Origin of the sequence: Rubrivirga sp. S365 (assembly GCF_032248475.1) — a bacterium.
GTDB lineage: Bacteria > Bacteroidota > Rhodothermia > Rhodothermales > Rubricoccaceae > Rubrivirga > Rubrivirga litoralis.
In genome coordinates this window covers 2,651,965-2,665,646 of record NZ_JAVTTN010000001.1, presented here as the reverse complement: position 1 = coordinate 2,665,646, position 13,682 = coordinate 2,651,965, and the positions used below count along the sequence as shown (strand labels likewise).

The following is a 13,682-nucleotide window of genomic DNA, read 5'->3' as shown; positions in this document are numbered from 1 at the left end:
AGGGGGGCGGAAACTTAGCGCGAGCGCCGCCCCGTCCGGGACGTCCCGCCTGGGGTTGTCCCACCCCGCCCGGGCCGCCCCGCCCGCACACGCCGCGGGCGGGGTGGTCAGGCGCGGGGGTAGAGCGTGCCGCCGCCGGCCGCGAACTCCCCGGCCTTCTCGCGCATCCCCTCGGGGATGGCCGCCTCGACATCGACCCCGTGCGCGGCCGCGTAGTCGCGGACGTCCTGGGTGATCTTCATCGAGCAGAACTTCGGCCCGCACATCGAGCAGAAGTGGGCCACCTTTGCCGAGTCCTTCGGGAGCGTCTCGTCGTGGAAGGCGCAGGCCCGCTCCGGGTCGAGGCCCAGGTTGAACTGGTCCTGCCAGCGGAACTCGAACCGGGCCTTCGAGAGCGCGTTGTCGCGGGCCTGCGCGCCCGGGTGGCCCTTGGCGAGGTCGGCCGCGTGCGCCGCGATCTTGTACGTGATGACCCCCTCGCGGACGTCGTCGCGGTCTGGCAGCCCGAGGTGCTCCTTCGGCGTCACGTAGCACAGCATGGCGCACCCGAACCACCCGATCATGGCGGCGCCGATCCCCGACGTGATGTGGTCGTAGCCCGGGGCGATGTCGGTCGTCAGCGGCCCCAAGGTGTAGAACGGGGCCTCCCCGCACCAGTCGAGCTGCTTCTGCATGTTCTCCTGGATCAGGTGCATCGGGACGTGGCCCGGCCCCTCGTTCATGACCTGGACGTCGTGCGCCCACGCCCGCTTCGTCAGCTCGCCCTGCACGTAGAGCTCGGCGAACTGGGCGTCGTCGTTGGCGTCCTCGATCGAGCCCGGCCGGAGCCCGTCCCCGATGGAGAACGAGACGTCGTAGGCCGCGCAGATCTCGCAGATCTCGTCCCAGTGCGTGTAGAGGAAGCTTTCGCGGTGGTGGGCGAGGCACCACTTGGCCATGATCGAGCCGCCCCGCGAGACGATCCCCGTCCGCCGCCCCGCCGTCAGCGGGACGAACCGGAGGAGGACGCCGGCGTGGATCGTGACGTAGTCCACGCCCTGCTCGGCCTGCTCGACGAGCGTGTCGCGGAACAGGTCCCACGTGAGGTCCTCGGGCGTGCCGCCGACCTTCTCGAGGGCTTGGTAGATGGGGACCGTCCCGATCGGGACCGGGCTGTTCCGGAGGATCCACTCGCGCGTCTCGTGGATGTGCTTCCCGGTCGAGAGGTCCATGACCGTATCGGCCCCCCACCGGATGGCCCACGTCAGCTTGTCCACCTCCTCGGCGATACTCGACGTGACGGCCGAGTTGCCCATGTTGGCGTTGATCTTCACGAGGAAGTTCCGGCCGATCGCCATCGGCTCGAGCTCCGGGTGGTTCACGTTGGCCGGGATAATGGCCCGGCCGCGGGCGACCTCGTCGCGGACCCACTCGGGCGTGATCTCGCGCGGGATGGCGGCGCCGAAGGCGTGGCCGGCGTGCTGCTGGAACAGGGCGGGGTGGGACTCGCGGAGGGCGCCGAGCCGCTGGCCTTCGCGGATGGCCACGAACTCCATCTCGGGCGTGACCTCGCCCCGCCGGGCGTAGTGGAGCTGCGTCACCGTCCGCCCCGCCCGGGCGCGGCGGGGCGGGCGGACGTGCTCGAACCGGAGGTGAGCCGTCGCGGCGTCGGCGGCCCGCTCGCGGCCGAACGCGCTCGACGGGTCCCCGAGCCGCTCCGTGTCGCCGCGCTCCTCGACCCACGCGCCCCGCACGCTCGGGAGGCCGCGCCGGAGGTCGATCGGGACGTCGGGGTCGGTGTACGGCCCGGAAGCGTCGTACACCGGGAACGCGGGGTTCTCCTCGACGCCGAAGCTGGCCGGCGTGTCCGCCTGCGCGACGAGCCGCATCGGCACGCGGAGGTCGGGGCGGGAGCCCTCGACGTAGACCTTGCGCGAGCCGGGGAGCGGGCGTCGGACCTCGTCCGAGAGCTCCCCGATGCGGGCGTGGGTGGCGGCGTCGGCGGCGCGGCGGGCCGAGGCGGCGGGCGGGGTGGCGAGGTCCATGGCGGCGGTCCAGAGGTGAGGGGGTCTGGAAGCCGGGGGTGCCGCCGGGCACGACCGGAAGCTCTCCCTACGCCGGTGCGAACCGGATCAGGTGCGGAGGGTCTGTCTCAGCCGCCCGGCCCGCGCGCGGCGGGAGCGGGGCGGCACCCCTGGCTTCGGCCGTCAAGGTACGCCGCCCCGCCCGCCTGGCAAGGGGCTACGCACGCCCCGCCCGCTCGGTCAACGGGAGGCGGCCCTCTCGGGCGGTCCGCCTTCGCCGCGCCCGACCTCTTGGTACCGCTCGACGAGCCGGTAGGCCGCGGCCCCGAACGCGACGGCCACGTTCAGCGACGCCTTCGCGCCGTACTGCGGGAGCCCGACGACGAGGTCGGCCGCGTCCAGCACGTAGCGCGGCACGCCCGTTTTCTCGTTGCCCAGGACCAGCGCGAGCGGGAACGCCGAGGCCGGCACGTCGCCCGGCGCCACGGCCTCTGGCGTCCGTTCGAGGGCGGCGACGGCGAAGCCCTCGGCGCGGAGCGCGGCGAACGCGTCCTCGGCCGTGTCGTAGCGCTCCCACGGCACGGCGCCCTCGGCGCCCAGCGCCGTCTTGGCCACGCCGCGGTGCGCGGGCGTCGGCGTGTACCCGGTGAGGACGACGCGGGCGAGGCCCGCTGAGTCGGCCGTGCGGAACACGGCGCCGACGTTGTACGCCGAGCGCACGTCGTGGACGACGACGACGAGGGGGTGGGGGAGCAGGGCCACGGCGGCGGGGCGGGGCGGGGCGGGCGTGCAGACCGGCACGGTTGTCGCTCGGTAGTATGCGCGCTCCCCACTCGCCCCGCCCCGCCCATGTCTCGAACGGTCCCGTTCTTCGTCGCCCTCCTCGCCGCGCTCCTCGTCGCGCCGGGCTGCACGACGATCCAGCAGCTCGCCGCGCTCCGCCAGGTGCAGTTCGACCTCGACCGCGTGTCGAACGGGCTCGTCGCCGGCGTCGACCTCGACCGGATCGCCCGGGGCGGCGACCTCGGCCCGGCCGACCTCGCGCGGTTGGGAACGGCCGCCGCGCGCGGCGAGGTGCCGCTCCGGTTCACGCTCCACGTGGGCGCGGAGAACCCGGCCGACAACCCGGCCGCGGCCCAGCTCGTGTCGCTCGACTGGACCCTGTTCCTCGACGGCACCGAGACCGTCTCGGGCGTCTACAACGACGACCGCCTCGTCCCGCCGGGCGGGGTGGCCGACTTGCCCATCGAGATGGAGCTCGACCTCGTCCGCTTTTTCGGGCGCAACGTGGGCGACCTCACCACGCTCGTCCGCAACCTGGCCGGCGCGGACACGCGGCGCCAGACGGTCCGCCTCGAAGCGCGGCCGACGGTGTCGACGCCGGTCGGCCCCATCCGCTACCCCGGCACCATCTCGATCGACTTCCCGGTGGGCGGGGCGGGGCGGTAGGGCACGCGCCGGAGCAGAGCACGTTTGCGGTCCCAGGGATTCCCCTAGTCGACTGGGGCGGCGCGTGCGGATATGTGCGCCAAAAGAGCACCGGGGAGTGAGGAGAGAAACGGAGAGGCCAAAGCGATCCCCCTACGGCTGCCAGGGCGGCGTCTTCGTACTCTGCTGGTACACTCTCCGCTCGTTGCCCTGGCGCGCTGGGGAGACGGCTTTTTGCTCACATACCAACTGCTACAATGAAGACCTACACCCGCCCCGCCCTTTCGGTCATCGGCGACGTCCGCACGCTCACCGCGGCGGACCAGATGTCGACCCAGACCGACTCGATCCTCGACATGGGCGCCCAGATCGGGACGAGCACCGGCTCGCTCGACGCCTGCGTCTCGCCGAACCCCGTCCCGGGCGGCGTCTGCGAGTAGCTCACCCGAGCACCCGCATCCCGGCGGTCCCCGCCGGCCGAGCCCCGCGCCTCCCCGAGGCGCGGGGCTCTCGTTTGTCTGACCCCGACGCCAGATTCGCCGCCCCGCCCCCGCGCGTCACGGCGCGTCGGGCATCGTGTTCACGATGAGGCCGATGTGCGTGAAGAAGTTGAGTGCCCCGAACAGGAGGAACACGACGCCCGCGACGGTCCACGCCGTCCCGACCACGCGGCGGACGCCCTCGCGGAACGACCACGGCAGCAGGACGGCGCCTAGCCCGACGAGCGCGTACAGGCCTGAGATGAACGTGGCCTCGATCCAGGGGTACGACGCGAACCAGCCCGCGATGGGCTCCTCGGGCGGGGCGGCGAACAACTGGTAGCCCACGCCGGCCGCCGCGATCCCGAACAGGCCCAGCCCCATCCCGAACACGAACACCGAGACCGGCCGGAGCACCTCGGTAAACGCCGCGCCGGGGTCCGCCTCAGCGAGCAGCCGCGGCCCGCGCGTCCACGCGTAGAACGCGACCCACAGCAGGAGCACGCCGAACGCGAGGCTGGGCTCGCCGAAGACGATGTTGTCGAACGGGAAGTACCTGGCGAGCGGCCACGTGAGCGTCATGTGGAGGCCCGTGGCCGTGAGGATCGTGCCGAGCACGGCGAACGCCATCGCGTAGCCTTCGAGCGCCCGCTCGGGGAGCGTCGAGCGGAGCAGGCGGCCGGCGCGGACGACGAGGATCAGGCCGGCGCCCGTCGCCACAGCCATGATCGTGTTGTAGGTCGGCATCTGCGTCCAGTCGATCGTGAGGCCGCCGGAGTCGCCGCTTTGGAGGAGTAGGGAGAGGAGCATGGAGAAGGAGAGGGCGGGGAGGTCGAGGCCACCCGGCCCGCGCGTCGTGAGGGGGCGGGGGCGTCCCGCGCGAGAAGAGGGTCGTAAACGTACTCTGGGGAGGACAAACGGTGCTGCGGCCGCCCCGCCCAGCTCCTCAGTCTCGGGGCAGGCGAGGGCGGGGCGGGCGCTACCCGGCGGCGGCCGGCCGCCGCCACGCCGGCCACCGGACCACCATCGCCAGCAGGACGGCAATGGGGACGACCACGGCCCACGACTTCGTCACGAGGAGCACGGCCGCCGCCGCCGCCGCCCCGCCCACGTAGACGCCCCACGTGGCCGCGAGGAGCACGGCGTCTGGCGGCGGCGTCCAGCGCGGCACTGGCTCCCGAGGCGGCGCCTCGCCCACGGCACGGTCGAAGGCGAGCGTCGAGAGGCGCGTGAGCATGCCCGTGAGGTAGGTCGTCGAGATCCCCAGCACGTCGATCCGCCGGGCCGCCGCGCTTTGGACGCCCATCGCCGCCGAGGCCGCGGCGATGAGCCCCTCGCGCACGGCGGGTCCCGGCGTGGCGTCGCCGCTGAGGGTCCAGCCGGCCGCCACCACCACGAGGAGGACGATCTCGACGGTCAGCCCGCGGCGGAGCCCGCTCCGCGTGTCCCGCCCGTGCCCGACCCACGTCCCGAAGGCCGCCCCGCCCATGAAGCCGACGATCGCGAGGGCGTGCTGAAGCAGCGCCCCCCGGTCGCCGTCGACGAGCGAGATGCCGAGCAGGACCGTGTTGCCGGTCATGTTGGCGACGAACACGCGGTCGAACTGCGTGTAGCTCAGCACGTCGACGTAGCCCGCGACGGCGCTGAGTGCGAGCAGGAGGAGCCGGCGGAACCGGATCTGCCGCGCGGGGAGCGGGGCGGCGGGCGGGGTGGTCACGGGGCGGGCGCGGGGCGGCTCGTGGCGCTCGGCCGTCGAACAGCGGGTCGTCGTTGCGGCGGGTGACGCCGAGGGCGAGGTAGCTCGCGAAGCCGGTCCACGCCAGGCGCGGGAGCAGGGCGAGCGCCGCCTTTTTGTCGATCTGGGTGGCGAGCGCCGTGCTGGCCAGCGTCGTCCCGAAAAAGGCGACCGAGTCGACGGCGCCGAGGACCGGGCTGCGGAGGCCGAAAAAGGCCGGCGTAAAGGCGGCGAAGAGCCCCCACCCGACGCCTTCGAGCGCGAGGTAGGCCCGGCGCCCGGGCGTCCCCTCGGGCGCGTTCGCCACGCGGAGGTTGCTCCAGAGCGTGGTCACGTTGTTGAGCGTCCAGGGTCGAGGTCCTGGTAGAACGGCTTCGAGTTCTGCCCGGTGAGGCCGAGCGCGGTCGGGGCGTTGGCGAGGAGGCCGACGGCGGCGGCCTGCCACCAGCGGTAGCGTTTGGAGGACATGGGAAAGAGGGGCGTGAGAAAACGGGGCGCGGCGGGGCCGTCGGTGATCGCTCCGTCGTGGCCCGCCCCGCCCTCCCGATGGGGCGGGGTGGATCGCCGCCCCGCCCACGATAACGGACGAGGAAACAACACGAGCGACAGGGACCTTCGGGCAGCGCCCGCCCCGCTCGGGCGGGGCGGGTGCCAGGGGCGGGGCGTCAGGCGATGGGGTCCATCACCCGGCCCAGCGCGGCCAGCATCCCGGGGTCGCGGCCGAGGTACACGACGACGAGGTTGCCGCCCTCGTAGACGTTCCAGACCGGCGAGAACGCGGCCGTCGAGAGCCGGAGCGCCGCCTGCTCCATCGCCGCCTCCGACTCGAACGCGTACACGCCCAGCCGGCCGCGCCCGCCGTCGACCGAGAACGACTCGCGGTTGGTCGAGAACAGGCCCGGGTCGAACGACGCGTCGGGAAAGAGGGTGTAGCCTTGATTCTGAACGTAGCCGCGCAGGCCGGCCACGCTGGCCGTCGCGTCGGCCACGTCGGAGGCGTCCAGCGGCGGGGCCGTCGAGGCGCACCCGGCCGCGGCGAGCAGGAGGGCGAGCAGCAGGGAGGGGGGAAGGAGGCGGGGCATCGAGGGGCGGGGTGGAGGGCGCCGAGCGTGGGGCGCCCGCGGGGAAAAAGTTGGGCTCACGACCGGACGCGGGACAGGTGGACGAGCGCGGCGGGCACGCACGCGCCCTGCAGCCACCCCAGCGCCTCGTTCCCGCCGTACTCGCGCCCCGCGGCGAAGCCGTACGGCTCCCGCCCCGCCCCGCCCGTGTCCGCCCCGCCCCGGAGCGTGTCGAGCGCCGCGTCGAGCGCGTCGGGGGCGGGGCGGCCCGCCGCCTCTTCCAGCACGGCCGCCCACACGCCGAGCGCCGTCGCGTCGAACGGGGCGCCGTGGACCCCGCACAGCGCGTCGACCACGCCGAGCACGTAGCCCCAGCCGAACGGGGTCGCCGCGGCGCCGGCGAGCGGGCCGGTGCTCGGCGCTAGCTCGGCCAGCGTGGCCTGCTCGGACAGCAGGCGGCGGGCGTCGCGCGCCACGGCGCGGTGGGCGTCGGAGACCGTGGGCGGGGCGGCCGTCATGGGGGCGGGGGTGCGGGGCGAGAGACGGGGCGGGGCGGGGTGGTCTCCCCCTCGGCGCGCGTCACGCGTCGTCGTCGTCGCCGAGGTGGAGGGCCTCCTTGACCTCGGCGGCCTTCTGGGTCACGAGCGCCTTGGCCGAGCTCTTGACCACGTCCCACTCGTCGGGGTCGCCCTTGAGGAGCGCCTCGGCCATGTTCGCGGCGAACTTGAACGAGATGTGCGGCGGCAGCGGCGGCACGTTCTTGTCCGTGTGGACGTCGAGGACCGTCACGCCGTCGTAAGCGAACGCGGCGTCCCACGCCTCGCCGACCTTGGACGGGTCGGTCACCTTGAGGCCCTGGAACCCGAGCGTCTCGGCGAAGGCCGCGTAGTCCACCGACTCGACGGCCTGCGAGCCGGTCCAGCGCGGGTTGCCGTCCTCGGTCCGCATCTCCCACGAGACCTGCGTGAGGTCGTCGTTGTGGAGCACCAGGACGACGAGCTGCTTGTTCTCCCACAGGTGCTGGTACTTCTTGACCGTGATGAGCTCGTTCATCCCCAGCATCTGGAAGGCGCCGTCGCCGATCGTGCACACGACGGGCCGGCCGGGGAGCGCGAACTTGGCGGCGACGGCGTAGGGCATGGCCGCGAGCATCGTCGCGAGCCGCCCCGAGAGGTCGCCGCGCATCCCGCGCTTGAGGCGGACGTGGTGGCCGTACCAGTCGGCCGTCGAGCCGGCGTCGCACGTGACGACGGCGCCCGCGGGCAGCCGCTCGTTCATCTCGTGGAACACCTGGCGCGGGTTGATGGGCTCGGCCTCGTTCTGGGCCAGGGCCGCCAACACGCCCTCCCACTCCCGCATCCGCTCGGCCGTCGTGTCCTGGAACGACGTGTCGGCCGTCTGCTCGACGAGCGGGAGGAGCGCCTGGAGCGTCGTCTTGGCGTCGCCCCAGAGGGTGACCTCCATCGGGTAGCGGACGCCGAGCTGGCTCGGCCGGAGGTCGATCTGGACGCCCCGCGCCTGGCCGGTCGCCGGGAGGTAGCCGCCGTACGGGTAGTTGGACCCGATCATGAGGAGCGTGTCGCACTCCTGCATCATCTTGTAGCTGGGGAGCGTGCCCAGCAGCCCCAGCTGCTCTGTGTTGTAGGGGACATCGCCCGGGACCACGTCCTTGCCGCGGAGGGCCGTCGTGATGCCGGCCCCGGTCTTCTCGGCGAGCGCCAGCACCTCGTCGGTCGCGCCGAGCGCGCCGGCGCCGACGAGGAAGGCCACCTTCTTGCCCGCGTTGAGGACGTCGGCCGCGCGCCGGAGCTCGTCCGAGGGCGGGGCGATGGCCGTCGAGGTCGGGGCCGAGCTGCTCCGCGAGACCTCCATCCTCTGCGGCGGCTCCTCGCGCGTCATGGCCTGCACGTCGTGGGGGATCACGATCACGCACGGCTGGCGGTGCGTGAGGGCCGTCCGGCACGCCCGGTCGACGACGACCTGGGCCTGCTCCGGCGTCACGATCGTCTGGACGTAGGCGCCCACGTCCGCGAACGTCCGCTCGAGGTTCGACTCCTGCTGGTAGCCGCTCCCCAGCGACGCCAGGTTCTGCTGGCCGATGACGGCGACGACGGGCTGGTTGTCCATCTTGGCGTCGTAGAGCCCGTTGAGCATGTGGAACGCGCCCGGGCTCGACGTCGCCGTGCACACGCCGAGCCGGCCCGTCCACTTGGCATAGGCCGTCGCCATGAGCCCGCAGATCTCCTCGTGCGTCGGGCGGATGTAGCGGAGCGGGAGGTCGTCGTGGTCGGCCCGCGCGAGGGCGCCGTCGAAGGCGCCGATCCCGTCGCCGGGGTACCCGAAGACGGTGTCGACGCCCCACTCCATCAGGCGGTCGAGGACGAAGTCGCTGACGGTGTTGCGGGGCTGGATAACGCTCATGTCGAGGGGGCGGGGTGGACGGGCGGAGCCGCCGTGGTCTGAGGGAGGTGCGGGCTTGAAGGGGAGCGGAGGGTGGAGGTTTCGGCCGGCGCCCCTGACCCGTCTGGGGGTCTTTCCCTGAGCCGCGAGCCCACGCCACGCCGTCCGCGTGCCGCCCCGACCGCCCCGCCCTCGCGTCTTGTGGGCGGGGCGGGGCGGTCGCCGCCGCCACCCCGCCCGCGCGTTCAGGTCGGGGCCGACGCCCGTCGCGGCCATCCCACACGGGGGCGGGGCGGTGTGTTGCGCTCCCAATGCGGACACCACGCGTGGTGTCCCTACGAACCTGGGTCTCTCCGCCCCTGCGTGCGGTCCCGAACGTCGCCGCCCCGCCCCGCCCACGGGCGACCGCCGGTCGCCCCTACGATCGCCGCCCCGCCCTCGGCGCGGGCGGGGCGGCCGCACTTTTGCTGCCCGCTGCCCGCTGTCCGCTGCCCGCTGCCCGCTGCCCGCTGCGGACTGGCGACGGGGGCGGGGCGGCCCGTACCATCCGATCCCGCTCACCCCGCCCTCTTCTGGGTCCGCCCGTGCGCCTCGCCCTGCTCGCCCTCGCCCTCGTTCTGTTCGCCGGCTGCGCCGGCACCCGGCCGGCCGCCACCCCGCCCGCTTCGCAGGCCGCGAACGGGCGGGGCGGGGCGGCGAAAAAAGACGGGCCGAAGCCGTACGCGGAGGTCGTCACGGACGAGGCGGTCACGGACGCCGGCCTGTTCACGGTCCACCGGGTCGGGGAGAAACTCCTGTTCGAGGTCCCGGACTCGCTCATGGGCCGCGACCTCCTCTCGGTCGTCCGCATCGCGCAGGTGCCGGCGGACCTGGGCGGGTTCATCCCGGCCGGCGCCAAGCGCGCCGAGGGCGTGCTCCGGTGGGAGCGCGTGGGCGACCGCGTGCTCCTGCGGACCCAGTCGTACGCGGCCGTCGCCGACGAGGCGCTGCCGATCGCGCAGTCGGTCCGCGTGAACAACTTCGAGCCGGTCGTGGCCGCGTTTCCGGTCGCCGCCGTCGCGCCGGACGGCGCGGGCGTGGTCGTCGACGTGACCGACCTGTACGGGAAGGACACGCCGGCGCTCAGCGGGCTCACGCCGGCGCAGCGGACGCGGTTCAAGGTCCGCCGGCTGGACGAGGCGCGGTCGTTCGTGGACGGCGCCAAAAGCTTCCCCGAGAACGTCAACGTCCGCTACACGACGACGTACGACGCGGCCGCCCCGCCCTCGAACGCGGGCACGGGGACCGTCTCGCTCCAGATGTTCCACTCGTTCGTGCTCCTCCCGCGCGAGCCCATGACGGCGCGGCTCGCCGACGACCGCGTGGGCTATTTCACGGTCCGCCAGATCGACTACGGGCGCGACGACCAGAAGGCGGCCGAGCGCGCCTACGTCCGCCGCTGGCGGCTCGTCCCGCGCGACACGGCGGCGTACCTCCGCGGCGAGCTGGTGGAGCCCGTCGAGCCCATCGTCTACACGCTCGACCCGGCCACGCCCGAGCGCTGGCGGCCGTACTTCTGCCGGGGCGTCGAGGACTGGAACCGCTCGTTCGAGGTCGCCGGCTTCCAAAACGCCATCCGCTGCGAGCTGCCGCCGGCGCCGGGCGACTCGGCGGCGTTCGACCCCGAGGACGTCCGGTTCTCGACCGTCCGCTACGTGGCGTCGGAGACGCGGAACGCGACCGGGCCGAGCGTGAGCGACCCGCGGAGCGGCGAGATTATCGAGAGCGACATCATCTGGTACCACAACCACATCCGCTCGTACCGGAACCGGCTGATGATCGAGACGGGCGCGGCCAACCCGGCCGCCCGGTCGCTCCAGATCGACGAGGCGCTCATCGGCGAGACCATGCGCCAGGTGATCGCCCACGAGATCGGCCACGCGCTCGGGCTCCCCCACAACATGATCGCGTCGAGCGCCTTCCCGGTCGACAGCCTGCGGAGCCCGACGTTCACGAGCGCGTTCGGCGTGGCGCCTACGATCATGGACTACACGCGCCAGAACTACGTCGCCCAGCCCGGCGACGGCGTGACGCGGTTCGTGCGCCAGATCGGCCCGTACGACGACTACGCCATCAACTGGGCCTACCGCTGGTACCCCGACGTGGCGACGCCCGACGACGAGACGGCGACGCTCGACGCGCTCGTGGCAGCGCGCGCGGGCGACCCCGTGTACCGCTTCTCGACGGGGCGGGGCGGCTACAACCCGGACGCGCAGACCGAGGACATGGGCGACGACCCGGTCGCGGCGAGCGGCTACGCGGTCGAGAACCTGAAGCGCGTGGTCCCCAACCTCGTGGCCTGGACGTCGACGCCGGGCGAGGGCTACGACGACCTGGCGGAGGTCTACGGCGAGACGCTGGGCATGTGGCGGCGCTACATGGGCCACGTGGTGACGGTCGTCGGCGGCGTGCGCGAGACGCCGAAGGCGTCGGACCAGGCGGGCGTGGTGTTCGAGCCCGTCCCACGCGCCGAGCAGGAGCGGGCGCTCGCGTTCCTCGACGCCCACGTGCTCCAGACGCCGACGTGGCTGCTCGACCCCGGCGTCCTCCGCCGCATCCGGCCCACGGGCGCCGTCGACGGCCTCCGCCGCGCCCAGGTCTCGGTCCTCGACGACCTGCTCGACCCGGCGCGGCTGGGCCGGCTCGTCGAGGCCGAGGCCGTCGACGGCCTGGAGGGCGGGCGGGGCGGGGCGGAGCCGTACCCGCTCGCCGCGTTCATGGACGACCTCCGCTCGGACGTGTGGGCCGAGCTCGACGCCCGCCGCCCTACGGTCGACGTGTACCGCCGGAACCTCCAGCGCGGCTACGTCGAGCGGCTCGTCGCGCTCCTCACCGAAGACGGGCCGGACCTTCCCGCGGGACTCCGCCACCTGGGCGTCGACGTGAGCCAGTCCGACGTGCGGGCCGCCGCGCGCGGCGCGCTCCGCCGCGTCCGCGAGGGCGCCGCGGCGGGGGCGGGGCGGACGCGCGACGCGGCGACGCGCGACCACCTCCTCGACGTCGCCGCGCGCGTGGACGCGGCGTTCGACGCGGGCGGGCGGGGCGGGGCGGTGGGCGGGTAGACCGCCCCGCCCGGGCGGGGTCAGGGAGCGGCTTCCCCAGCCTCGGCCAGCACGGCGGCAACGAGGTCGTCCCCCAGGTAGTAGCCGGCGGCGAGCAGAGCGTCCACGTACGGGCGGACTCCGGCGATGGCCCCCTCTCGTTTGGCAAGCACGAGGAGGCCGAGCATGCCGCGCGAGCCCACGCCGAACGTCCGGGCGCACGCCCGCGCTGCACGGTCGTCCAACACGGTCTCGGCGCCCGGGTGGTCGAGCGCGTACGAGACCACCGCGCTCTCGCCCTCGCCCAAGCCCCACGCGGCGACAGCGGGCGAGACGGGAACCGGTACGATGGGGAACGGGGAGGCGCCGAGGAGCCAGACCTTCGCGGGGTTCGCGTCGTCGCCGGCTGCGACTTCGGCGGCCACCGCTTCTGGAATCGCACCACCGATTCGGAGCCGCGCTGGGAGATCCAGAAGCCCGATCTTCCCGAACGCGATGACCCGAGCACGATGAGGGGAGAGGCGTCGAAGACCCAGCGCCTCATTCAGAGCGTCCGCAGCTCGTCGCGGAGGTCCTCCGAGGAGACCTGGAACGCAGAGACGCCGTACTCAGAGAGCGCGTCGTGGAACGCTTGGCGGCTGATGCCGGCCACTTCGGCTGCCTTCCCTTGGGAGATCCGGCCGCTCTCGAACCACTTGACGGCGGCCGCGAGGCGGAGCTCGTTCACGAAGTCATCGGGCGCGCTCCGGATGCTGGAGAACACGCTCTCGGGCAGGTCGAACTGGACAGTGACGGACATCTAGGTGCCGTAGGTGGAGAGATTTTACGTTTCCCGTTACCGTTGGGTCCGCCCGCTACGAGCCCGCCCCGCCCGCACACGGGACGCGCGCGTCGGTCTTTTGGATCTGCTCGTTGAGGCGCGCGACGGGGAGGACGCCGAGCGCGGAGACCGTCGACAGGTTGAGCGCCGTCCGGCCGCCGGACTGGAGGATCAGGCGCTGGCGCATCGAGAGCCCGCCGCCCATCGAGTAGCGGATAAACAGCTCGCGGCCTTCGACCGTAGCCGTCACCTCGCCCTCCGCGTCGGTCAGCGTGGCCGTGTAGCGGGTCGGCGTCTCGCGGCGCATCGTCCATGTCCGCTCCTCGGTCCGTCCGTCCGCGTGCGTGACGGTCTGATCGAGCCGGAACGTCCCGTCGGGCTGCGCCTCGCCGTAGCCGACCACGCACAGGAGCTCGGGCGACCGCAGCCGCACGTCGAGGACGCCGAGCCCGCGCGTCCAGCCGGCAAAGAACACGTCGGGCGTGAACGCCGGCGCGCCCGGCGGGCGGGGCGGGGGCGGCACGCGCGGGTGGGCCGTCAGGCAGCCGCCGAGCACGACGAGCGCGGCGGCGGCGAGGGCGGGGCGGAGGCGCACGGTCGGCATGGGGGCGGGGTGGGGGAGGGCGCCCAACCGCGGCGGCGGCGGGAGGGTCCCGGGCGCCGCCCCGCCCGCCCG

Annotated in this window: 14 protein-coding genes, 1 pseudogene and 1 riboswitch; of the genes and pseudogenes, 3 read left to right on the top strand and 12 right to left on the bottom strand. The window is 73.7% G+C overall.

What is annotated here, in order from left to right:
* Window positions 1-107: 107 nt before the first annotated feature.
* Both thiC and RQM47_RS11685 read right to left on the bottom strand, forming a co-directional pair.
* Complete coding sequence (gene thiC, locus RQM47_RS11690; RefSeq protein ID WP_314009079.1) at window positions 108-2,024, bottom strand: phosphomethylpyrimidine synthase ThiC; 1,917 nt, start codon at window positions 2,022-2,024, stop codon at window positions 108-110.
* A 58-nt stretch (window positions 2,025-2,082) separates the two neighbouring features.
* Window positions 2,083-2,180, bottom strand: a riboswitch (TPP riboswitch).
* 63 nt (window positions 2,181-2,243) lie between these two features.
* Window positions 2,244-2,765 carry a TrmH family RNA methyltransferase gene (locus RQM47_RS11685; RefSeq protein ID WP_314009077.1) on the bottom strand — a complete coding sequence of 174 codons (522 nt, stop codon included), beginning with the start codon at window positions 2,763-2,765 and terminating at the stop codon, window positions 2,244-2,246.
* An 87-nt stretch (window positions 2,766-2,852) separates the two neighbouring features.
* Here RQM47_RS11685 and RQM47_RS11680 point away from each other — a divergent pair, with 87 nt between their 5' ends.
* Together RQM47_RS11680 and RQM47_RS11675 are read left to right on the top strand one after the other, a co-directional pair.
* Window positions 2,853-3,452, top strand: coding sequence for a hypothetical protein (locus RQM47_RS11680; protein WP_314009075.1), 600 nt, complete (start codon window positions 2,853-2,855; stop codon window positions 3,450-3,452).
* A gap of 236 nt (window positions 3,453-3,688) precedes the next feature.
* Window positions 3,689-3,871, top strand: coding sequence for a hypothetical protein (locus tag RQM47_RS11675; RefSeq protein ID WP_314009073.1), 183 nt, complete (start codon window positions 3,689-3,691; stop codon window positions 3,869-3,871).
* A 117-nt stretch (window positions 3,872-3,988) separates the two neighbouring features.
* Here the strand turns inward: RQM47_RS11675 and RQM47_RS11670 are convergent, their stop codons facing one another.
* From RQM47_RS11670 to RQM47_RS11645, 7 genes and pseudogenes are all read right to left on the bottom strand, one after another.
* Window positions 3,989-4,720, bottom strand: a complete 732-nt coding sequence (locus tag RQM47_RS11670) for a DUF981 family protein (RefSeq protein WP_314009071.1) — start codon at window positions 4,718-4,720, stop codon at window positions 3,989-3,991.
* A 169-nt stretch (window positions 4,721-4,889) separates the two neighbouring features.
* Entirely contained in the window at window positions 4,890-5,627 is a 738-nt protein-coding gene (locus tag RQM47_RS11665; protein ID WP_314009069.1) for a YoaK family protein, read from the bottom strand.
* Window positions 5,628-5,751: 124 nt separating this feature from the next.
* Window positions 5,752-5,952 (bottom strand): annotated as a pseudogene (locus RQM47_RS17460) (tryptophan-rich sensory protein); the annotation flags it as partial.
* A gap of 23 nt (window positions 5,953-5,975) precedes the next feature.
* Window positions 5,976-6,113, bottom strand: a complete 138-nt coding sequence (locus RQM47_RS11660; RefSeq protein WP_314009068.1) for a hypothetical protein — start codon at window positions 6,111-6,113, stop codon at window positions 5,976-5,978.
* A gap of 197 nt (window positions 6,114-6,310) precedes the next feature.
* Complete coding sequence (locus RQM47_RS11655) at window positions 6,311-6,727, bottom strand: hypothetical protein (RefSeq protein ID WP_314009067.1); 417 nt, start codon at window positions 6,725-6,727, stop codon at window positions 6,311-6,313.
* Between the two features lie 56 nt (window positions 6,728-6,783).
* On the bottom strand, window positions 6,784-7,224 hold the full coding sequence (locus RQM47_RS11650) for a hypothetical protein (protein ID WP_314009065.1): 441 nt from the start codon (window positions 7,222-7,224) through the stop codon (window positions 6,784-6,786).
* 61 nt (window positions 7,225-7,285) lie between these two features.
* Window positions 7,286-9,127 (bottom strand): thiamine pyrophosphate-requiring protein, encoded by a 1,842-nt coding sequence (locus RQM47_RS11645; RefSeq protein WP_314009063.1) that lies wholly within the window; start codon window positions 9,125-9,127, stop codon window positions 7,286-7,288.
* A 563-nt stretch (window positions 9,128-9,690) separates the two neighbouring features.
* Here RQM47_RS11645 and RQM47_RS11640 point away from each other — a divergent pair.
* Window positions 9,691-12,207, top strand: a complete 2,517-nt coding sequence (locus RQM47_RS11640; protein ID WP_314009061.1) for a zinc-dependent metalloprotease — start codon at window positions 9,691-9,693, stop codon at window positions 12,205-12,207.
* A gap of 20 nt (window positions 12,208-12,227) precedes the next feature.
* Here the strand turns inward: RQM47_RS11640 and RQM47_RS11635 are convergent, their stop codons facing one another.
* From RQM47_RS11635 to RQM47_RS11625, 3 genes are all read right to left on the bottom strand, one after another.
* On the bottom strand, window positions 12,228-12,611 hold the full coding sequence (locus RQM47_RS11635; protein ID WP_314009059.1) for a DUF3368 domain-containing protein: 384 nt from the start codon (window positions 12,609-12,611) through the stop codon (window positions 12,228-12,230).
* Between the two features lie 119 nt (window positions 12,612-12,730).
* Window positions 12,731-12,985, bottom strand: a complete 255-nt coding sequence (locus RQM47_RS11630) for a UPF0175 family protein (protein WP_314009057.1) — start codon at window positions 12,983-12,985, stop codon at window positions 12,731-12,733.
* 55 nt (window positions 12,986-13,040) lie between these two features.
* A complete protein-coding gene (locus RQM47_RS11625) occupies window positions 13,041-13,610 on the bottom strand; it encodes a DUF3833 family protein (protein WP_314009054.1) in 570 nt (189 codons plus the stop codon).
* Between the last annotated feature and the right edge of the window lie 72 nt (window positions 13,611-13,682).

What these genes read in the sequence shown, in the direction of transcription:
- RQM47_RS11625 (WP_314009054.1), bottom strand. Translation starts at nt 13,610, where the DNA reads ATGCCGACCGTGCGCCTCCGCCCCGCCCTCGCCGCCGCCGCGCTCGTC.
- thiC (WP_314009079.1), bottom strand. Translation starts at nt 2,024, where the DNA reads ATGGACCTCGCCACCCCGCCCGCCGCCTCGGCCCGCCGCGCCGCCGAC.
- RQM47_RS11670 (WP_314009071.1), bottom strand. Translation starts at nt 4,720, where the DNA reads ATGCTCCTCTCCCTACTCCTCCAAAGCGGCGACTCCGGCGGCCTCACG.
- RQM47_RS11675 (WP_314009073.1), top strand. Translation starts at nt 3,689, where the DNA reads ATGAAGACCTACACCCGCCCCGCCCTTTCGGTCATCGGCGACGTCCGC.
- RQM47_RS11645 (WP_314009063.1), bottom strand. Translation starts at nt 9,127, where the DNA reads ATGAGCGTTATCCAGCCCCGCAACACCGTCAGCGACTTCGTCCTCGAC.
- RQM47_RS11660 (WP_314009068.1), bottom strand. Translation starts at nt 6,113, where the DNA reads ATGTCCTCCAAACGCTACCGCTGGTGGCAGGCCGCCGCCGTCGGCCTC.
- RQM47_RS11630 (WP_314009057.1), bottom strand. Translation starts at nt 12,985, where the DNA reads ATGTCCGTCACTGTCCAGTTCGACCTGCCCGAGAGCGTGTTCTCCAGC.
- RQM47_RS11655 (WP_314009067.1), bottom strand. Translation starts at nt 6,727, where the DNA reads ATGCCCCGCCTCCTTCCCCCCTCCCTGCTGCTCGCCCTCCTGCTCGCC.
- RQM47_RS11680 (WP_314009075.1), top strand. Translation starts at nt 2,853, where the DNA reads ATGTCTCGAACGGTCCCGTTCTTCGTCGCCCTCCTCGCCGCGCTCCTC.
- RQM47_RS11650 (WP_314009065.1), bottom strand. Translation starts at nt 7,224, where the DNA reads ATGACGGCCGCCCCGCCCACGGTCTCCGACGCCCACCGCGCCGTGGCG.